Annotated in this window: 18 protein-coding genes; 9 read left to right on the top strand and 9 right to left on the bottom strand. The window is 72.4% G+C overall.

Annotation, left to right across the window (positions count from 1 at the left end; translation table 11 throughout):
* The first annotated feature begins 30 nt into the window (after positions 1 to 30).
* On the top strand, positions 31 to 1,311 hold the full coding sequence (locus IO39_RS13200; RefSeq protein WP_043621101.1) for a thymidine phosphorylase: 1,281 nt from the start codon (positions 31 to 33) through the stop codon (positions 1,309 to 1,311).
* Positions 1,312 to 1,317: 6 nt separating this feature from the next.
* On the opposite strand, the gene IO39_RS13195 is transcribed toward IO39_RS13200, so the two are convergent.
* Positions 1,318 to 1,704 (bottom strand): MarR family winged helix-turn-helix transcriptional regulator, encoded by a 387-nt coding sequence (locus IO39_RS13195; protein WP_043621098.1) that lies wholly within the window; start codon positions 1,702 to 1,704, stop codon positions 1,318 to 1,320.
* An 87-nt stretch (positions 1,705 to 1,791) separates the two neighbouring features.
* Between IO39_RS13195 and IO39_RS13190 the strand changes: the two genes are divergently transcribed.
* From IO39_RS13190 to IO39_RS50575, 5 genes are all read left to right on the top strand, one after another.
* Complete coding sequence (locus IO39_RS13190; RefSeq protein WP_245641946.1) at positions 1,792 to 3,207, top strand: MFS transporter; 1,416 nt, start codon at positions 1,792 to 1,794, stop codon at positions 3,205 to 3,207.
* Between the two features lie 221 nt (positions 3,208 to 3,428).
* Positions 3,429 to 4,106 (top strand): AMIN-like domain-containing (lipo)protein, encoded by a 678-nt coding sequence (locus IO39_RS13185; RefSeq protein ID WP_043621094.1) that lies wholly within the window; start codon positions 3,429 to 3,431, stop codon positions 4,104 to 4,106.
* A gap of 82 nt (positions 4,107 to 4,188) precedes the next feature.
* The gene (locus IO39_RS13180; RefSeq protein WP_043621090.1) at positions 4,189 to 4,539 is read left to right on the top strand and encodes a cupin domain-containing protein; all 351 of its coding nucleotides are present in this window, start codon (positions 4,189 to 4,191) and stop codon (positions 4,537 to 4,539) included.
* Between the two features lie 132 nt (positions 4,540 to 4,671).
* The gene (locus IO39_RS13175) at positions 4,672 to 5,745 is read left to right on the top strand and encodes an adenosine deaminase (RefSeq protein WP_043621084.1); all 1,074 of its coding nucleotides are present in this window, start codon (positions 4,672 to 4,674) and stop codon (positions 5,743 to 5,745) included.
* Positions 5,742 to 6,353 carry a PH domain-containing protein gene (locus IO39_RS50575; RefSeq protein ID WP_052422824.1) on the top strand — a complete coding sequence of 204 codons (612 nt, stop codon included), beginning with the start codon at positions 5,742 to 5,744 and terminating at the stop codon, positions 6,351 to 6,353. Before IO39_RS13175 ends, IO39_RS50575 begins: the two co-directional genes overlap by 4 nt.
* Before the next feature lie 176 nt (positions 6,354 to 6,529).
* On the opposite strand, the gene IO39_RS13165 is transcribed toward IO39_RS50575, so the two are convergent.
* The 3 genes from IO39_RS13165 to IO39_RS13155 are packed head-to-tail and all read right to left on the bottom strand — an operon-like array spanning position 6,530 to position 9,400.
* Positions 6,530 to 7,267: an enoyl-CoA hydratase/isomerase family protein gene (locus tag IO39_RS13165; protein ID WP_043621081.1), complete on the bottom strand. Its 738-nt coding sequence runs from the start codon at positions 7,265 to 7,267 to the stop codon at positions 6,530 to 6,532.
* The gene (locus IO39_RS13160) at positions 7,264 to 8,739 is read right to left on the bottom strand and encodes an AMP-binding protein (protein ID WP_245641945.1); all 1,476 of its coding nucleotides are present in this window, start codon (positions 8,737 to 8,739) and stop codon (positions 7,264 to 7,266) included. Before IO39_RS13160 ends, IO39_RS13165 begins: the two co-directional genes overlap by 4 nt.
* Entirely contained in the window at positions 8,699 to 9,400 is a 702-nt protein-coding gene (locus IO39_RS13155) for a TetR/AcrR family transcriptional regulator (protein ID WP_052422822.1), read from the bottom strand. Before IO39_RS13155 ends, IO39_RS13160 begins: the two co-directional genes overlap by 41 nt.
* A gap of 117 nt (positions 9,401 to 9,517) precedes the next feature.
* Here IO39_RS13155 and IO39_RS13150 point away from each other — a divergent pair, with 117 nt between their 5' ends.
* The 3 genes from IO39_RS13150 (at position 9,518) to IO39_RS13140 (ending at position 11,844) form a co-directional block, all read left to right on the top strand.
* On the top strand, positions 9,518 to 10,333 hold the full coding sequence (locus tag IO39_RS13150; protein WP_043621077.1) for a MerR family transcriptional regulator: 816 nt from the start codon (positions 9,518 to 9,520) through the stop codon (positions 10,331 to 10,333).
* Positions 10,334 to 10,434: 101 nt separating this feature from the next.
* Positions 10,435 to 11,343: a sigma-70 family RNA polymerase sigma factor gene (locus IO39_RS13145; RefSeq protein WP_043621363.1), complete on the top strand. Its 909-nt coding sequence runs from the start codon at positions 10,435 to 10,437 to the stop codon at positions 11,341 to 11,343.
* A gap of 15 nt (positions 11,344 to 11,358) precedes the next feature.
* Positions 11,359 to 11,844: a GyrI-like domain-containing protein gene (locus IO39_RS13140; RefSeq protein ID WP_043621074.1), complete on the top strand. Its 486-nt coding sequence runs from the start codon at positions 11,359 to 11,361 to the stop codon at positions 11,842 to 11,844.
* 118 nt (positions 11,845 to 11,962) lie between these two features.
* On the opposite strand, the gene IO39_RS13135 is transcribed toward IO39_RS13140, so the two are convergent.
* From IO39_RS13135 to IO39_RS13115, 5 genes are all read right to left on the bottom strand, one after another.
* Positions 11,963 to 13,372: an ATP-binding protein gene (locus tag IO39_RS13135; protein WP_043621071.1), complete on the bottom strand. Its 1,410-nt coding sequence runs from the start codon at positions 13,370 to 13,372 to the stop codon at positions 11,963 to 11,965.
* Positions 13,373 to 13,530: 158 nt separating this feature from the next.
* Positions 13,531 to 15,153: a phospho-sugar mutase gene (locus IO39_RS13130; protein WP_043621360.1), complete on the bottom strand. Its 1,623-nt coding sequence runs from the start codon at positions 15,151 to 15,153 to the stop codon at positions 13,531 to 13,533.
* Between the two features lie 113 nt (positions 15,154 to 15,266).
* On the bottom strand, positions 15,267 to 16,070 hold the full coding sequence (locus IO39_RS13125) for a purine-nucleoside phosphorylase (RefSeq protein ID WP_043621069.1): 804 nt from the start codon (positions 16,068 to 16,070) through the stop codon (positions 15,267 to 15,269).
* A 3-nt stretch (positions 16,071 to 16,073) separates the two neighbouring features.
* Positions 16,074 to 17,378: a M20/M25/M40 family metallo-hydrolase gene (locus IO39_RS13120; protein ID WP_043621066.1), complete on the bottom strand. Its 1,305-nt coding sequence runs from the start codon at positions 17,376 to 17,378 to the stop codon at positions 16,074 to 16,076.
* Positions 17,375 to 18,361: an Lrp/AsnC family transcriptional regulator gene (locus IO39_RS13115; protein WP_245641944.1), complete on the bottom strand. Its 987-nt coding sequence runs from the start codon at positions 18,359 to 18,361 to the stop codon at positions 17,375 to 17,377. The genes IO39_RS13120 and IO39_RS13115 overlap by 4 nt, the downstream gene beginning before the upstream one ends.
* Positions 18,362 to 18,423 lie beyond the last annotated feature (62 nt).

Here is an 18,423-nt window from a genome sequence, read left to right as displayed (position 1 = left end):
GACGCCATCGAGTGCGGCGGGGGTGCGTGAGTGGACGCCATCGAGGTCATCCGGGCCAAGCGGGACCGGAGTGAGCTGAGCACGGCGCAGATCGACTGGGTGATCGACGCCTACACGCGCGGCGAGGTGGCCGACGAGCAGATGTCGGCCCTGGCCATGGCGATCCTGCTGAACGGCATGGACCGGCGCGAGATCGCCGACTGGACCCAGGCCATGATCCGCTCCGGCGAGCGCATGGACTGGTCGGCCCTCGACCGGCCCACCGCCGACAAGCACTCCACGGGCGGGGTCGGCGACAAGATCACGCTGCCGCTGGCCCCGCTGGTGGCGGCGTGCGGCGCGTACGTGCCGCAGCTGTCCGGACGCGGGCTCGGGCACACCGGCGGCACCCTGGACAAGCTGGAGTCCATCCCGGGCTGGCGGGCCTCGCTCTCCAACGCCGAGATGCTGGACGTGCTGCGCTCGGCCGGGGCCGTGGTGTGCGCGGCCGGCTCGGGCCTCGCGCCCGCCGACAAGAAGCTGTACGCCCTGCGCGACGTCACCGGCACCGTCGAGTCGATCCCGCTGATCGCCTCCTCGATCATGTCGAAGAAGATCGCCGAGGGCACCGGGTCGCTCGTGCTGGACGTGAAGGTCGGCTCGGGGGCGTTCATGAAGACCGTGCCGGCCGCCCGCGAGCTGGCCGAGACCATGGTCGCGCTCGGGACGGACGCCGGGGTGCGTACCGTCGCGCTCATGACCGCCATGGACCGGCCGCTCGGCCGGGCCGTGGGGAACGCGCTGGAGGTCGCCGAGTCGGTCGAGGTGCTGGCCGGCGGCGGGCCCGCCGACGTGGTCGAGCTGACCGTGCGGCTGGCGCGCGAGATGCTGGCGGCGGCCGGGATCTCCGGGGGCAAGGACCCGGAGAAGGCGCTGGAGGACGGGTCGGCCATGGACGCCTGGCGGCGCATGATCACCGCCCAGGGGGGCGACCCGGACGCGCTGCTGCCCAGGGCGGCCGAGACGATGACCGTCGAGGCGCCGTCGTCCGGCGTGCTGGCCCGCCTCGACGCCTACGCCGTGGGCCTGGCGGCCTGGCGGCTCGGGGCCGGACGGGCGCGCAAGGAGGACCCGGTCTCGTTCGGGGCCGGGATCGTGCTGCACGCCAAGCCGGGCGATCTGGTGCGGCAGGGGCAGCCGCTGCTGACCCTGCACGCCGACGAGACGTGGCGGTTCGAGCGCGCCCTGGAGGCGCTGGAGGGCGGGTACGCGGTCGGGGAGACCGCCGGCGAGCAGCTCCCCCTCGTCATCGACCGCATCACGGCCGGGTAGCACCGCTCAAGAAGTGAGGGCCGGGGCTTCGGTGAAGACCTCGGCCAGCACCGCCCGCTGCGTCGGCAGGGCCTCGGCGTGGCGGGCGCGCCCTTCGTCCGTGATGCACACGAACACGCCCCGGCGATCGACGTCGCACACCCCGCGCGAGACCAGCGACGCCTTCTCCAGCCGGGCCACCACCCGCGACAGCGCGCTCTGGCTCAGGTGGACCTCATCGCAGAGCTCCTGGATGCGCAGCTTCCTGCCGTGGTGCACCATGCGGTCGAGCACCTCGAACTCGCTGGGCCCGAGCCCGTGCCGATCGCCCAGCTCGCGCTCCAGCGCGCACATGGCCTTGGCGTGCTTGGCCAGGACGTATCGCCAGGTGTCGACCACGAACTGCTCGTCCATGCCGGGGAGAGTACCACCTCGGAAAAACTCATGCAACAGCATTAAATGCACTTGCATTAGATGCGTCTGCATGTAATGTTCTGCCTCATGTCTTCTTCCTCATCCCGGCGGTGGGCGGCGCTCGCCGTGCTCTGCGCCGTGATCTTCTTGGACGCCCTCGACGTCTCGATGGTGGGCGTCGCGCTGCCCGCCATCCAGCACGACCTGGGGCTCAGCACCTCTTCCTTGCAGTGGGTGGTCAGCGGCTACGTGCTCGGCTACGGCGGTCTTCTGTTGCTCGGGGGCAGGACCGCCGACCTGCTCGGGCGGCGCAGGGTGTTCCTGGTCGCGCTGGGCGTCTTCGCCGTCGCGTCGCTGCTCGGGGGCATCGTGGACGACGGCGCGCTGCTGATCGCGGCCCGCTTCGTGAAGGGCGTGGCCGCCGCGTTCACCGCCCCGGCCGCCTTGTCGATCATCACTACCACCTTTCCCGAAGGCCCTGAGCGCAACAGGGCGTTGAGCATCTTCACCGCCTGCGGCGCCAGCGGTTACTCGCTGGGGCTGGTGCTGTCGGGCCTGCTGACCGAGATCGGCTGGCGCTGGACGCTGCTGATGCCGGTGCCCGTCGCGATCATCGCGCTGGTCGCCGCGCTGAAGGTGCTGCCCCGGGGGTCGGAGGAGCGCGCCGAGGGCGGCCACGACCTCGTCGGCGCCGTGACCATCACCGCGTCGATGCTGCTGCTGGTCTTCACCGTCGTGCAGGCGCCGGAGGCCGGCTGGGCCTCGCTCCAGACGATCGGCTCGCTCGTGGGCGTGGCCGCGCTGCTCGGCCTGTTCGTCCTCACCGAGCTGCGGGTCCGCCACCCGCTGGTGCGGCTGGGCATCCTGCGCTCCGGCCACATCGTCCGGGCCAACCTCGGGCTGCTCATCCTCATGGGCTCGTACGTGGCCTTCCAGTTCGTGGCCATGCAGTACTTCCAGAACCTGCTGGGCTGGTCCGCCCTCGGCACCGCCATGGCGTTCCTGCCCGCCGGCCTGCTCGTCGCCCTCACCTCGACGAAGATGGGCGACTTCGCCGATCGGTTCGGCACCGGCAAGCTGATCGTGGTCGGCGCCGCCGCGCTGGCCGGCGGGTACGCCGTCTTCCTCGGCATCGACCGCACCCCCAGCCTGGGCGGCCTGGTGATCCCCGGCATGGTCCTGCTGGGCATCGCGTTCGCCCTGTCGTTCCCCTCGCTGAACATCCAGGCCACCAACGGCGTGGACGACGACGAGCAGGGGCTGGCCTCCGGCCTGCTCAACACCTCCGGGCAGGTGGGCGGCGCGATCGTGCTGGCCGTGGTGACGGCCGTGCTCACCTCGGGCGGCGGCGAGACGCTCTCCATCGGCTCGCTGCGCGCGGCGATCGTGGTCTCGCTCGTGCTGGCCCTGGTCGGGCTGGCCATCTCGGCCACGGGACTGCGGGCCCGCAAGCCGGCGCCGGTGGTGGACGAGCGGGACGTGAAGGCGTACGAGGTCGTCTGACCTCCATGGGGCTCCGCCGGCCGGGCGGGGCCCCATGGCCTTTGGCGCTGTCGGCTTATTGGTGGGGCTGCTCGTATATATGGGCCTTGTCCGTTGATCGGGGGATAAGTCGGTCGGGGGGCGTGGGGGGCCGGGGGGAAGGCCGGGGGAAGGCCGGGGAAAGGGCGCAACGAGCGGCCGTGACGCGGCTTGCAGGGCCGTACGCTGGGCATCTACCGGGCATGCGCCCGTCATCCCCGCCCCGCGGCCGGCCGTCGCGCGCCCGCGTGGCCGTTCCGCTGGCCTGCCTCGCCACCGTGCTCACCGCGTGCGGCACCGCCCCGCAGGCCACCCTGCCGCAGGCCACCGCGACCGAGCCCGCCACCGAGACCGCTTCCGAGCCCGCTCCCGGTACCGGCTCCGGGAGCGGGTCCGCCTCAGAGTCGGCCCCCGGGTCGGCTCCCGGGTCGCCCGCGCCGGGGCCCGACATCCCGACCAGCACCGCCGAGGTCGACGTCGACCGGTCGGGGATGGAGCCCGCGGTTGTGACGTCCGTACGGTACGCCGCCCACGAGGCGTACGACCGGCTGGTCGTGGAGCTCAAGGGCGGCATCCCCGGATACAGCGTGAAATGGGTGGACGAGCTGGTCCAGGACGGGTCGGGCCGGGCGATCGACGTGCCCGGCGGCGCGTACCTCCAGCTCACGCTCTTCCCCGCGAACGCCCACGACGACGAGGGCCGGTCCACCTGGGCGGGCGGTCCCGTCTACGAGGCGAACCTGGACAACCTCACCGGCGTCGTCAGGACCGGCGACTTCGAGGGCAGGGTCGGCATCGGGCTGGCGCTGGCCAGGCGGACCGCCTTCCGGGTCACCGAGCAGGACTCCCCGAACCGGCTGGTCCTCGACGTGGCACGCTGAGGCCGTGGCACCCCGGATCGTGCCGCCTCGGGCTCGTGGCACGTCGACATCGGGGCAGGTCGGGTCGTGGCAGACTGGCGTCGTGGTGAGAAAGATCGAGGGCCCGGCCCGCATCCCCGTACCCGGCGGCAAGCTCATCGACGAGCACGTCGGCCGCGTCAACAGCGGCGACGAGGCCGTCTCCATCGCCCACATGACCGCGCCGCCCGGCTGGGAGGAGCCGGCGCAGACGCCGTCGTTCACCGAGTACACCGTGGTCCTGCGCGGCACGGTGCTCGTCGAGCACGACGGCGGCACGACCCGCGTCGGCGCCGGGCAGTCGGTGGTCACCTCGCCGGGGGAGAAGGTGCGTTACAGCGTGGGCCCCGAGGGCGCCGAGTACATCGCGGTGTGCCTGCCCGCCTTCTCGCCCGAGTCCGCCGGCCGCGACTGAGACCACGCAGGGGCGCGCACAGGGGCGCACAGGGGCGCACCGGGGCGCGGTGTCCCTCGCCCTCCCGGCCGGGTTCGGGGAGCGGTCCCGAGCCATAGCGGTGGAGGTGGGTGGTGCTCATATCATGGCCAGATGAGCCCCACCCTTGACCAGATCCGGCGGGCTCCCAAGGTGCTGCTGCACGATCACCTCGACGGCGGGCTCCGCGCCGAGACGATCGTCGAGCTGGCCCGGGAGACCGACTACGGCCGGCTGCCCACGGAGGATCCCGACAACCTGCGCCAGTGGTTCGAGGAGGCGTCCGACTCGGGCTCGCTCGAACGCTACCTGGAGACGTTCGACCACACGGTCGGCGTCATGCAGACGCGCGAGTCCCTCGTCCGCGTGGCCGCCGAGTGCGCGCAAGACCTGGCCGACGACGGCGTGGTCTACGCCGAGGTGCGCTTCGCGCCCGAGCAGCACACCACCAGGGGGCTGAGCCTCGACCAGGTGGTGGAGGCGGTGCTGGAGGGCTTCGAGCAGGGCTCGCGCGGGCGCGGCCTGCGGGTCGGCACGCTGCTGACCGCCATGCGCCACCAGGCGCGCTCCAGGGAGATCGCGGAGCTGGCGGTGCGCTACCGCGACGGCGGCGTGGTCGGGTTCGACATCGCGGGGGCCGAGGCCGGCTACCCGCCCACCCGGCACCTCGACGCCTTCGAATACCTGCAGCGGGAGAACGCCCACTTCACCATCCACGCCGGCGAGGCGTTCGGGCTGCCGTCGATCTGGCAGGCCATCCAGTGGTGCGGCGCCGACCGGCTCGGGCACGGCGTGCGCGTCATCGACGACATCTCGGTGGCCTCCGACGGCACGGCCAAGCTGGGGCGGCTGGCGGCGTACGTCCGCGACAAGCGCATCCCGCTGGAGATGTGTCCCACCTCCAACCTGCAGACCGGCGCCGCCGCCTCGATCGCCGAGCACCCGATCGGGCTGCTGCGGCGGCTGCACTTCCGGGTCACGGTCAACACCGACAACCGGCTGATGAGCTCGACCAGCGTGTCGCTGGAGTTCCACAAGCTGGTCGAGGCGTTCGGCTACGGCTGGGACGACCTGCAGTGGTTCACGGTCAACGCGATGAAGTCGGCGTTCCTCCCGTTCGACGAGCGGCTGGCGCTGATCAACGGCGTGATCAAGCCCGGCTTCGCCCAGATCAAGTGGCAGCCGTGAAACAGACCTACCGCTCCAAGACCGCCTTCGTGCTGGCGTGGGTGTGGGTGGCGTTCGTGGCGTTCAACGTCTACGACCTGATCGCCCGCTTCAACGGCAAGCCGTCGCTGGTGGCGCTGGCCGTGCTCGGGGCGCTGACGGCCCTGGTGTACGCGGTCGCGCTGCGCCCCGCCACGGTCTTCACCGAGGAGGGGCTGGTGGGGCGCAACCCGTTCCGCACCACGGTCGTGCCGTGGGCCGCGATCGACGACGTGACGGTGTCGCACGCCATCAACGTCCGGCACGGCGACGACCAGGTGCTGCGGTTGTGGACCCCGATGAGCAGCGCGCGCGAGCGGGCCAAGGCGGAGCGGCGCGGGGCGCCCAAGGCGGAGCGGGGGCGTTTCCGGACCGAGCCGACGCTGGCGCGCGGCGAGCAGGCGGCCATGGAGGCGTTCTCCGGCAAGACGCACGCCGACTGGGTGGGCGACCAGATCCGCGAGCGCGCCGAGTCGGCCCGGCGCCGCGACGACGCGCCGGCGCCCGCCCGGGTGAGGTGGTCCTACGACTCGATCGCGGTGCTGGTGGTGGCGGTGGCGCTGACGGTCGCCGCCATCGTCGTCGCCTAGCCCGGCCTCCGGGCCGGTCCCGTCTGAATCCGGTTCCGTCAAGCGGCCCGTCCCGCCTGAATGCCGGTTCCGTCAAGCGGCCGGGCCCGCCTGATGCCGGTTCCGTCAAGCGGCCGGGCCCGCCTGATGCCGGTTCCGCCGAGCGGCCGGTCCCGCCGTACGGCCGGGGCCGCTGCTCACGGGGTCGGCTTGGCCCTGCTGCTGACGAACTCGGCCATGCCGGCCTGGGCGATGCCCGACGCCTCCACCCGCTCGGCCGCCTCGGTCTCCGCCTGGAAGGCCCGCTCCACCTCCGCCGGCGGCGGGCGCAGCAGGGCCAGGTGCACGGCCGTGGCGGCGCCGGGGGCGGTCCAGCGGCGCACGCGGGCGATCGCCGCCTCCACCAGCTCCTCCGGGGCCACGATCTCGTCCAGCAGGCCGACGTCCAGGGCGTCGGCGGCGCTCAGGCGGGCCGCGTCGAGCACCAGCCGCAGCGCCCGGCCGCCCAGGAGGCGGGGCAGCAGGTAGCTGGAGGCGTTCGAGATCGACAGGCCGATGCGGTTCTCCGGCAGGAAGTACTCCGCCGACGGCGTGCCGAGGCGGGCGTCGAAGCAGAGCGTCCACTCGGCGGCCCCGCCCACGGCCAGGCCGTTGACCGCCGCGACCACCGGGACGCGCGTCTCCAGCACGGCCCTGGTCATGTCGTGGAACGAGGCCACCTCCGCCACCAGCGACCGGCCGGCGGCCTCGCGGAGGTCCTCGCCGGCCGAGAACGCCCGGCCCGTGCCGGTGACCACGATGCCCCGGGCGCTCGCGCCGTGCTCGCGGACGGCCGCCGCGAGGTCCACCCGCATGGCCGCGGTGAGGGCGTTGAGCTTGTCCGGGCGGGCGAGCGTGATCACGGCCACCTCGTCGCGTACGGTCACGTCGATCATCGGGATTCCCTTTCCACGTGGATGGCCGGAGCGGCGCGCTGGTCGCGCCGGAGGCCGAGGAGGTGGCGCTTCTCGATGCGGGCCGACGGGGTGAGCGGGAACTCCGCGACGAACTCCACGTACGCCGGGACCTTGAAGCCGGCCAGGCGCTCCCTGGCGTGGTCGGCCACGCTCATGGCGGTCCCGGCCGTCGGCTCGTGGCCGGGGCGGAGCTGGACGAACGCCTTCGGCAGCTCGCCGAACAGGTCGTCGGGGATGGGCACCAGGGCCGCCGACAGGACCGCCGGGTGCCCGGCGAGCACCCGCTCCACCTCGGCGCACGAGATGTTCTCGCCGCCCCTGCGCACCATGTCCTTGATCCGCCCGGCGTGCCGGAGATGGCCGCGCTCGTCGCGTACGCCCAGGTCGCCCGTGTGGTACCAGCCGCCTCTGAAGGCGTGGGCGGTGGCCTCGGGGTGGTTCCAGTAGCCCTTCATCATGGGCACGCCCCTGACCAGGATCTCGCCGGTCTCCGGGTCGAGGCGGACCTCCTTGCCGGGCGGCGCGAGCCCCATGGCGCCGGTGCCCACCGTGTCGTCGGCGTCGAGGGGCATCACCAGGTCGGCGCCGCTCTCGGTGGAGCCGTACAGCTCGCGCCACGGCGCGCCCCAGCGCTCCTCGAACGCGGCGTGCAGGTCGGGCTGGATGCCGGAGCAGAGCACCACGCGCATGCGGTGGTCGCGGTCGTGCGGGTGGGGCGGCTGCTTGTGCATCAGCAGGGGCATGGTGCCCAGCACGTACGTGAGCGTCGCGCCGTGCCGCCGGGCCGAGGCCCAGAAGCCGGAGGCGGAGAAGCGGGGGAGCACGACGAGGGGCACGCCGCCCAGGAGCGCGAGCACGGTGACCCACTGCGGGTCCAGGTACGAGTACGCCTGCGCGATCATGATGACGTCGTCGTCCCGGAGCCGGACCTGGTCGGCGACGACCCGGGCGGTCCTGAGCCAGTAGTCGTGGGTGAGCATGCAGGCCTTGGGGAAGCCCGTAGTGCCCGACGTGTACTGAAAATTCGTGACGTCGTCGGGCTTGGCGTGGAAGGCGGGGGCGCGGTGGCCGCCGTCGTCGAGGGCGTCGAAGAGGTGCGCCGTGCCGGGGACGCGGGAGGCGTGCCCGGCCGTGGTGACCGTGGCCACCGCGCCCGAGTCGCGCAGCACGTGCGCCAGGTCGGCGGCCCGGTAGCGGACGTTCACCGGCACGGTCACCGCGCCGGCCTTGAGCGTCGCCAGCCAGGTCAGCGGCCAGCCCGGCACGTTGTCCATCATGATCGCCACCCGGTCGCCGGGCCGTACGCCCTTGTCGGCCAGCGCGCCGGCCAGCCGGTCGGAGCGCGCGTCGGCCTCGGCGAAGGTCAGGGACGCGTCGGGGAATCGGAGGAACTCGCGCCCGCCGTACGCGCTAGCGGCGTGCCTCATCAGGTCGGGGATCGTTTCTGGCATCCGGCGGCTCCCACGGGAACTCGGGCAAGAGGCAGAAATCGGCCAGGGCGACGGGCTGGGCCGGGGCTCGGACGGCGGCCAGGCCGATCGCGACGAACTCGGCGCACACCTGCTCCAGCGTGGAGTCCCCGTCGGGGCGGTACCACTCGCTGGTGCCGGTGCACATGGACATCAGGGCGAGCCGGGTCAGCTTCTCGTCGGCGACGCGGAAGACGCCCTGGATGACGCCGTCGGACAGCGCGTGCTTCCAGTGGGCCTCGTACGCGTCGCGCAGGGCGATGATCTCGTCGTGGGCGGCGGAGCCGGGGGTCAGGGAGCGCAGCTCGCCGTCCATGACGCGGGTGGTCATCGGGTTGCGGGCGTGGACGGCGGTCAGGGAGCTGATCAGCAGGGCCAGGCGGTCCGCGGGCCGTTCGTACGGGGCCAGCATGCGCTCGGTGGCCTCGATCAGCCCCCGCTGGGCCGTCCGCATGAGGTCGGCCAGCAGGGATTCCTTGCTGGTGACGTGGTGGTAGATGCCGGCGTTGGTCAGGCCGACCGCCCGGGCGAGGTCCCGGATGCTCGTCGCGGCGTAGCCCTGCCGGGCGAACAGCAGCACGGCCGCCGTCCTGATCCGCTCGCCGGCGTTCGTGTCGCGGTCGGTGAGTCGTGGGATGGTCAAGGGGTCCGCCCTACCGAACGTTCGGTCGCCCGTCTTGAACCGAAAAGTACCCCAAGGCGTAAAAAATCGCCATAGGTTGACTCTGACACCGTGTCAGGCCCTACACCTTGAGAGGCCATGTTCAGCATCGGAGACTTCGCCAGGCTGGGACTGGTGTCCGTACGGATGCTCCGCCACTACGACGCCATCGGCCTGCTGCGCCCCGCGCACGTCGACCCGGTCACCGGCTACCGCTCCTACCAGGCGGAACAGCTCGCCAGGCTCAACCGGATCGTCGCCATCAAGGACCTCGGCTTCACGCTGGAGCAGGTGCGGGCCATCCTCGACGAGAAGGTGAGCACCGAGGAGCTGCACGGCATGGTGCGCCTGCGCCGCGCCCAGCTCGAAGCCCGGATCAACGCCGACCTGGCCCGGCTGCGCAGCGTCGAGGCGCGGCTGCGCACGATCGAGACGGAGGGGCACATGGGCACGGCGGAGGTCGTGCTGAAGAGGCTCGACCGGATCCGCGTCGCCCAGCTCTCCGCCAGGGCCGCCAGCTACGAGGGCGAGGACATCGGGCCGGTCATCTCGCCCCTGTTCGAGGAGCTCTGCCGGCGGGTGGACGCGGCCGGCGTGCGGATCCTCGGCCCCGGCATCGCCCACTACCTCCAGGAGGACGACGGCACCGTGATGGTGCACGCCTGCCTGCCGGCCAACGTGTCGCCCGGGGGACACGACTTCGACGTCGCGGACCTGCCCGCCGTCGAGACCGCCGCCACGATCATCCACCGCGGGCCGATGGAGGAGGCGGGGCCGACGTTCCAGGAGCTGGCCCACTGGATCGAGGAGCACGGCTACCGCGCCCTCGACCTGCCCAGGGAGGTCTCGCTGCACGTTCCCGAGGACCGCGCGGAGTGGGTGACCGAACTGCAGATCGAGGTGGTCCCGTGCTGAACGGGGAGACCGCGCCGGGAGGGCCGGTGGAGACCGCGCGGCGAAGGCAGGCCGAGACCGCGCCGGGAGGGCCTGCCTGGGCCGGGCCGGAGGGGCGCGGGGTGGCCGAGATGGAGCGGCACCGGGTCGAGCTGACCGGCTACTGCTACCGGATGCTGGGGTCGGGGTTCGAGGCCGAGGACGCGGTGCAGGAGACGTTCGTCCGGGCCTGGCGCACGTACGACCCGGGGCGCGGGCCGCTGCGCCCGTGGCTGTTCCACCTGGCCACCAACGTCTGCGTCGACATGCTGAGAGGCCCGCAGCGCCGCGCCCGCGCCATGGACCTGGGCCCCGCCGCCGTCCCCGGAGCCGCGCTGGGCGAGCCGCTGCCCGAGAACCGCTGGGTGCAGCCCGTCCCCGACGCCCGCGTTCTCGACCCCGCCGACCTGGCCGTGACGAGGGAGACGGTGCGGCTGGCGTTCGTGGCCGCGCTGCAGCACCTGCCGCCCCGGCAGCGCGCCGTGCTCATCCTGCGCGACGTGCTGAAGTGGAGCGCCGCCGAGACCGCCGCCCTCCTGGGTGCCACGGTGACCTCGGTCAACAGCAGCCTGCAACGCGCCAGGGCCAGGCTGCCCGCCTCGGACCCCCTCGACGCCGCGGTGGACGAGGGGCTGCTGGCGCGGTACGTGACGGCGTTCGAGCGCTACGACGTGGACGCGCTGGTGTCGCTGCTGCACGAGGACGCGACGTCGTCCATGCCGCCGTTCACGTGGTGGCTGCGGGGGCGCGAGGACATCCGGGCCGTGCTGCTGCACTCCGACGCGCCGTGCGCCGGGTCCCGCCTGGTGCCGACGCGGGCCAACGGCTGCCCGGCCTTCGGGCAGTACCTGAACGGGGAGCCGTTCGCGCTGCTCGTCCTGGAGGTGTCCGGGGGCGTGGTCGTGGGGGAGACCACCTATCTCGATCCGGGGCTGTTCCCGTTCTTCGGGCTGCCGATGAGTTTCGGGGCCGCGCTCCGTACTGAGGGGTGAAGGAGGAAACAGAACATGCCACAGATCGTCGAGTTCCCCGGGCGCCCGTACGTGGGGGTGCGCCGTACCATCACCATGACCACCTTCGGGCTGGTCGCGGATCGCATCGGGGAGATCATCGGCTGGCTCGCCGAGCGCGGCGCGCACCCCGCGGGCGCGCCTTTCCTGCGTTACGAGAGCATCGACCTGGCCCGCGACCGGCTGGTGGTGCAGGCGGGGGTGCCGGTGGCCGCGCCGGTGGAGGGCGAGGGCGACGTCTTCGCCGACACCCTGCCCGCGGGCCGCTACGTCACCGTCTCCCACCACGGCCATCCCGACCAGCTCTTCGGCGTCGTCGAGGCGACGCTGAAGTGGGCCGGGGAGCAGGGCCTGACGTTCGACCTGACCGAGAAGGACGGGACCGAGCACTGGGGCTGCCGCCTGGAGCTCTTCCAGACGGACCCGCGGGTGGAGCCCGACCCGCACAAGTGGGACACCGGCCTGCAGTTCCGCCTGACCTGACCCCCACGGTACGGACGAAAGCCGCCTGTGCGGCCGGAACAGCGTGCGGCCCGGGCCCTGGAGAAGAATCCGGGCCCGGGCCGCGGCGCGTCCGAAGGCGGTCGTGGCCGCCGGCGGCTCAGCGCCAGACGTCGAGCAACCGCTCGGGAGTGATGTGCGTGACCCCGTCCACCTCGCAACCGCTGCGGGAGACGGCATAGAGGGGCGTGGAGGTGTCGGCTCCCGGCATCTGCGCCCGGTGCACGATGAGCTCGCTCAGGTCGTGATGGTCGAAGGGCCGGTTCTCCTGCCACTTCACGGACCCGACGAACATGATCTGCTTGGCGACCGGCTCCCGATCGGCGCCGACCAGATCGATCTCCGGGTTGTTCGTCCGCGTCCAGTACCCCCCGACCGCCCCGGTCTCCTCGGGCAGCCCGTCCATCCGGCGCAGAGACTCCTGAATCAGCGGCTCGACGGCCAGTCCCCGCCACGACGTCCACGACCGGCGAATTCGCGCCAGCACCATGTCGCCCCGGCCGCGTTCAATGTCGGTCAGACGGGGCCCGATAAACGAGATCCAGAACCGCAGGTGCGAGTCGATCACCCGGTAGCGCGAGTCTCGCGAGGGGCGCGTGGACAGAGGCCGCTCCAGGGCGATCAGGCGTTTCTCCAAGAGAAGCTGGAGCGCCCGGTTCATCGTAGCCCGAGGGATCTCCTGAGTCGCGGCCGCTATGTTGGAGTGCGTGCGCTGCCCCGACCCGATGGCGTTGAGCACCTGGTGGGCGTGAGCCTCAGGCGGGAACTCCGCGGCCAGAGCGCGCTCGCCGCTGACGACCATGGCCGAGAGCGGGTCGCGGACCGCCTGTTCCAGGTAGGTCCAGAGCGAGGCTCCCTTGGGCCACTCCTCGCAGATCATCGGCAGTCCGCCCGAAACCAGATGGGCGTCGATCGCCTCGGCTGGAGGCAGGTCGAGCGCCTGCGCGAGGGTGTCCGGTGTGAGGGGGTCGACCACGAAGTCGGCGGCGCGCTGGTAGAAGGGGCGCTCGTAGGTGTTGATCGCCTCCATCATGGACAGGTCCGAGCCGATGAGCAGGAGCAGCACCGGCCGCCGCGAGAACTCCCTGTCGAAGAGCTTCTGCAGCACGCCTTCCAGCGTAGGGTCCGTCTTGATCAGGTAGGGCAGTTCGTCGATGACCACGATGCTCGGAGAGTCCTCCGGGAGTGCGCGAGCCAGGAGGGAGAGCGCCTCGTGCCACGACTCCGGCCGCTTGCCGGCGAATGAGGACGCCCCCGGCAGGTTGGACGAGCACGCGTCCTCGGCGAAAATGCGCAGTTCCTGGCCGGTCGAGAAGCCGGTGGCCGTGTAGTACATGTGCGGCACCTGGGCCTGCCGGATGAACTCCTCGGCCAGACGCGACTTTCCGACACGGCGGCGCCCCCTCATGAGGAGGGCGCGTCCCGGCCGATCGAACTGACGGCGGCCGGTCTTCTCCAGCGCGCGCTTGAGGGTCGCGAGCTCGCGACGTCTGCCGATGAAAGGTTCCACGGCTCCCCCAGTTAGTCTCACGGATGAGACTAACTGAGATAGAGGTATCGAGGCATGAACTTTGTGAACTTAGTCCTCGCGTTGGTCTCACGGATGAGACCAACGCTCCGTGGAACATCCACATGTGGTTCAACCACCTCTGGGTGTTCCACGGAGCGTTACAGCCCCAGGTGGGTGGTGAGGTCGGTCTTCAGGGTGGTGAGGTGGTGGCCGGCCTGGGTTCGGGCGTCGGCGGGGGTGATGGTCACCGGGACGACGACCTCCAGGTAGCACTTCAGCTTGGGCTCCGTGCCGGACGGCCGCACGACCACGCGGGCGTCCCCCGACAGCAGGTAACGCAGGCCGTCCGTGGGCGGCAGGCCGCCGTCGCCGCGGGCCAGGTCGTCCGCGCGCTCCACCGTGCGGCCCCCGAGAGCCGCGGGCGGGGCGGCGCGCAGGCGGGACATGGCGGCGGTGATCAGGGACAGGTCGGCCACCCGGAACGACAGCTGGGCCGTCGCGTGCAGGCCGTAGCGGCGGGCCTGGTCGTCGAGGAGGTCGAGCAGCGTACGGCCGTCGCGCTTGGCCGCCGCCGCGATGGCCGCCACCGTCAGGGCCGCGCCGATGCCGTCCTTGTCCCTGACGGGCAGGCCGGCGTCGGAGCCGACGCTGTAGCCGATGGCCTCCTCGTAGCCGAACACCAGCCCGGGGCCCGCCTTGATGATCCACTTGAAGCCCGTGAGCGTCTCGCCGTAGCGGACCCCGTGGGCTCTGGCGATCTTGCCGAGCAGGGTGGAGGAGACGATGGTGGTGGCCACCATGCGGTCGCCGGAGGTGTGCGTGATGACGTGCTCCGCCAGCAGGCCGCCGATCTCGTCGCCGGTCAGCATGCGTACGCCGCCGCCCGGCAGCGGCACCCCCGCCGCGCACCTGTCGGCGTCGGGGTCGTTGGCCAGCACCAGGTCCGCGCCGAGCTTGGTGGCCAGGGCGGCGGCCAGGTCCATCGCCCCGGGCTCCTCCGGGTTGGGGAAGGCCACGGTGGGGAAGTCGGGGTCGGGGTTGCGCTGCTCCTCGACCGCCATGGGGCTGTCGAAGCCGGCGGCCAGGAAGGCGCCCGTGAGGGTGGCCCCGCCGACCCCGTGCAGCGGCGTGTAGGCCACGCGCAGGTCTCTGGCGTCGCCGAGGGGCAGGGACGTCACCGCGTCGATGTAGTCGTCGACGATGCCCTCGCCCAGCTCGGTCAGCGTGCCGGGGGAGTGCAGCGGCAGCTCGTCCACGCGGCCCACGGCGTCGATGGCGGCCGAGATCTCGCTGTCGATCGGCGGGATGATCTGCGAGCCGTCGCCCCAGTAGACCTTGTAGCCGTTGTCGCGCGGCGGGTTGTGGCTGGCGGTGACGGTCACGCCGGCGTCGGCGTCGAGGTGGCGTACGGCGAAGGCCAGCACCGGCGTGGGCAGCGGGCCGGGCAGGAGCGAGGCGTGCAGGCCCGCGCCCGTCAGCACGGCCGCCGTGTCGCGGGCGAACACGTCGGACTTGTGGCGGGCGTCGTGGCCGATGACGACGTGCTTGCCGGGGCCGAGCACGGCGGCCAGGCCGGCGGCGGCGCGCATGACGGTGACGCGGTTCATCCGGTTGGGGCCCGCGCCCAGCTCGCCGCGCAGGCCCGCGGTGCCGAACTCCAGCTTGGCGCCGAAGCGCTCGGCCAGGGCGGCCAGGTCTTCCCGCTCGATCAGCGCGGACAGCTCCGCGCGGGTGTCGGGGTCGGGGTCCTGCGCCAGCCAGCGGCGGGCCTCCTCCAGCAGCCCCGCCCGCCCACCGGCCTGCCCTTCGCGCCCGCCGGCCCGCCCCGCCGCCTGGCCGGCCTCCTCGGCGCGGTGGTCGCCGGGACGGTCGCCGGGGCGGTCGTCAGGCCCGGTCACAGCCGGTCCACGGCCTTGGCGAGCAGGTCGCCCATGCGGGTGGCCGTGGCGCGGCCCACCTCCAGGACCTCCTCGTGGTTGAGCGGCTCGCCCGACAGCCCCGCGCCGGGGTTGGTGACCAGGGAGACGCCGAGCACCTCGAGGCCGGCCTCGCGGGCGGCGATGGCCTCCAGGACCGTGGACATGCCCACCATGTCGCCGCCCAGCGTGCGCAGCATGCGGATCTCGGCGGGCGTCTCGTAGGTGGGGCCGCGGAAGGCGACGTAGACGCCCTCGGCCAGGGTCGGGTCGATCTCGCGCACCAGCGCGCGCAGGCGGCGCGAGTAGACCTCGGTGAGGTCGATGAACGTGGTGCCGGTGATCGGGTTGGCCCCGGTCAGGTTGATGTGGTCGCTGATCAGGACGGGGTCGCCGACGTTCTGCGTCTCGGGGCGCAGCCCGCCGGCGGCGTTGGTGAGCACCACCGTGCGCACGCCGGCCGCGGCGGCCGTGCGCACGCCGTGCACGACCGCGTCGACGCCGAGCCCTTCGTACAGGTGGGTGCGGCCGAGGAAGATCAGCGCGTGCCGGCCGGCCGGGGTGCGCACGACGCGGATCTTGCCGCCGTGTCCCGCCACGGCGGGCGCGCGGAAGCCGGGCAGGTCGGTGAAGGGGATCTCCTTGACCGTCTCGCCGATGGCGTCGGCGGCGGGCACCCACCCCGACCCCATCACGAGGGCCACGTGGAAGGTGTCGAGGCCGGCGGCCGCGCGCAGGGCCGTCGCGGCCTCGGCGGCCAGGGCGTATGCGTTGTTGGTCACAGCTCAGTAGTTTAGGAGGAGCCTGTCCAGGACCCGCACCCCGAACTGCAGCGCGTCCACCGGCACCCGCTCGTCCACGCCGTGGAACATCGAGGCGAAGTCCATGTCGGCGGGCAGCCGCAGCGGCACGAAGCCGAACCCGCGCACCCCCAGGTCGGCGAAGAACGTCTTGTTGTCGGTGCCGCCCGACATGGAGTACGGGATCGCCCGCGCCGCCGGGTCCTCGGCCTTCAGCGCCGCGATCATCGACTCCACCAGCACCCCGTCGAACGAGGTCTCCAGCGCGATGTCGTGGTGGATGAACTCGCGGCGCACCTTCGGCCCGAGCAGCCCGTCGACGGTCTTGAAGAACTCCTCCTCGGCGCCGGGCAGGAAGCGCCCGTCGATCACGGCCGTGGCCTGCCCGGGGATGACGTTGGACTTGTAGCCGGCGTCGAGCTGGGTCGGGTTGGTGGTGTTGCGCAGGGTGGCGCCCACGAACCGCACCAGCGGCCCGATCCGGTCGAGGATCGGCTGGGGGTCGTTCTCGTCGAACGGGATGCCGAACGCGTCGGCGACCTCGGTGAGGAACCGGTGGACGGTCTCGGTGTAGGTCAGCGGCCACTCGTGCGCGCCGATCCTGGCCACCGCCCTGGCGACCTCGGTGACGGCGTTGTCGCCGTTCAGCATCGAGCCGTGGCCGGCCGTGCCGTCGGCGATCAGCTTCATCCAGGCCAGGCCCTTCTGGGCGGTCTCGATGAGGTAGAGCCGCAGCGACGGGTCCACCTCCAGCGAGTAGCCGCCGACCTCGCTGATGGCCTCGGTGACGCCCTCGAACAGCCCGGGGTGGTGCGCGGTGAGGTATTTGGCGCCGTGGACGCCGCCGGCCTCCTCGTCGGCCAGCCAGGCGAAGACCAGGTCGCGGCGCGGCCGGCGGCCCTCGCGCTTCATGGCGCGCAGCACGGCCAGCATCATCGCGTCCATGTCCTTCATGTCCACCGCGCCGCGTCCCCAGATGTAGCCGTCGCGCACCTCGCCCGCGAACGGGTCGACCGACCAGTCGGCGGCGTTGGCCGGCACGACGTCGAGGTGACCGTGCACGAGCAGCGCGGGCAGGGACGGGTCGGTGCCCTCGATCCGGGTGACCACGTTGGCGCGGCCGGGCTCGCTCTCGATGTAGGTCGCCTCGACCCCCACCTCGGCCAGCCGGGCCATGACGACCTCGGCCGCGGCCCGCTCGCCGGGGCCGCTGCCGTCCCCGTAGTTGCTGCTGTCGACGCGGATGAGCTCCACGCACAGGTCGGCGACTTCCCGCTCGGCAGGGGTCATGGTGTCTTCTCCATCGTGAGCAGTCCGGACTTGTGAAGGTGGCCGCGCTTGTAGGCGCGGGTGATCAGGGTGAGGTCGACGTCGGTGATCTCGTCGTGGCGGCCGACGACGCCGGTCATGAAGCGGTACAGGGCGGCCTCGTGGGCCGCCACGACCTGCACGATGAGGGAGTGTGTGCCCGTCGTGGCGGCGCAGTAACGGACGTTGGGGTGCCCGGCCAGCTGCTGTCCGACCAGGTCGAGGCCGTGCGGCCGGACCTTCAGCCAGAGCATGGCCTCGACCTCCAGGCCGAGCAGCGCGGGCTCCACCTCCGCGCGGGGCAGCAGCAGGCGCCGCTCGATGAGCGAGGTGACCCGCCGGCGCGCGGTCGGCACGGAGACGTCCAGCCGCTCGGCCACGGTCGTGAAGGCGATCCTGCCGTCGGCGGCCAGCAGCTCGGCGATCTCCTGCTCCAGGGGTGACAGGCCCTCCTCGTCGGGCAGGCATTCGGGCGGCGGGCCGGGCCGCAGCTCGGCCAGCTCCCGCTCGGTGAGGTACGGGGCGTGCCACTCGGCCACGGTCCTGAACGTGTGGAGCACGACCTGGGTCTGCGTCTGCAGGACCCCGTCGATGTCGGAGACCTGCGCGGAAAGGATGCGGTGCAGGTCCTCGCGGGACGGCGAGACCAGCTCGCAGCCGATGTCGGCGGCTCCGGTCAGCGAGTAGACCGAGCGGGTGTCGGGCCGGTCGGCCAGCGCCTTGGCGACCTGCGCCGCCGTGCCGGGGCGCACCTGGACGTGCAGGTGCACGGGCCGCCCGTGCCCGGTGCGCAGGTCGTCGTAGATGGCCGTGACCCGCACGACCCCGTCGGCGATCAGCCGCTGCAGCCGCCGGGCGACCGTGCGCTCGTGCTCGCCCACGGCGCGGCCGATCTCGCCCCAGGAGGCGCGGGGGCTGACTTGCAGCGCGGCCACGAGCCGCCGGTCCAGAACGTCCACCTGCACCCGTTTCAGTGTCGGGATTGTAAATATTGGCCGAGATATTTGACTGTTTCGGTCGTCCGAAT

It is taken from the genome of Nonomuraea candida, from assembly GCF_000725485.1.
GTDB lineage: Bacteria > Actinomycetota > Actinomycetes > Streptosporangiales > Streptosporangiaceae > Nonomuraea > Nonomuraea candida.
The sequence above is the reverse complement of the archived record's forward strand: the minus strand, read 5'-3'. Positions and strand labels throughout refer to the sequence as shown.

Coding starts and splice junctions, on each gene's coding strand:
- IO39_RS13175 (WP_043621084.1), top strand. CDS start 4,672: ATGAGCCCCACCCTTGACCAGATCCGGCGGGCTCCCAAGGTGCTGCTG.
- IO39_RS13165 (WP_043621081.1), bottom strand. CDS start 7,267: ATGATCGACGTGACCGTACGCGACGAGGTGGCCGTGATCACGCTCGCC.
- IO39_RS13195 (WP_043621098.1), bottom strand. CDS start 1,704: ATGGACGAGCAGTTCGTGGTCGACACCTGGCGATACGTCCTGGCCAAG.
- IO39_RS13140 (WP_043621074.1), top strand. CDS start 11,359: ATGCCACAGATCGTCGAGTTCCCCGGGCGCCCGTACGTGGGGGTGCGC.
- IO39_RS13150 (WP_043621077.1), top strand. CDS start 9,518: ATGTTCAGCATCGGAGACTTCGCCAGGCTGGGACTGGTGTCCGTACGG.
- IO39_RS13185 (WP_043621094.1), top strand. CDS start 3,429: ATGCGCCCGTCATCCCCGCCCCGCGGCCGGCCGTCGCGCGCCCGCGTG.
- IO39_RS13190 (WP_245641946.1), top strand. CDS start 1,792: ATGTCTTCTTCCTCATCCCGGCGGTGGGCGGCGCTCGCCGTGCTCTGC.
- IO39_RS13120 (WP_043621066.1), bottom strand. CDS start 17,378: ATGACCCCTGCCGAGCGGGAAGTCGCCGACCTGTGCGTGGAGCTCATC.
- IO39_RS13160 (WP_245641945.1), bottom strand. CDS start 8,739: ATGCCAGAAACGATCCCCGACCTGATGAGGCACGCCGCTAGCGCGTAC.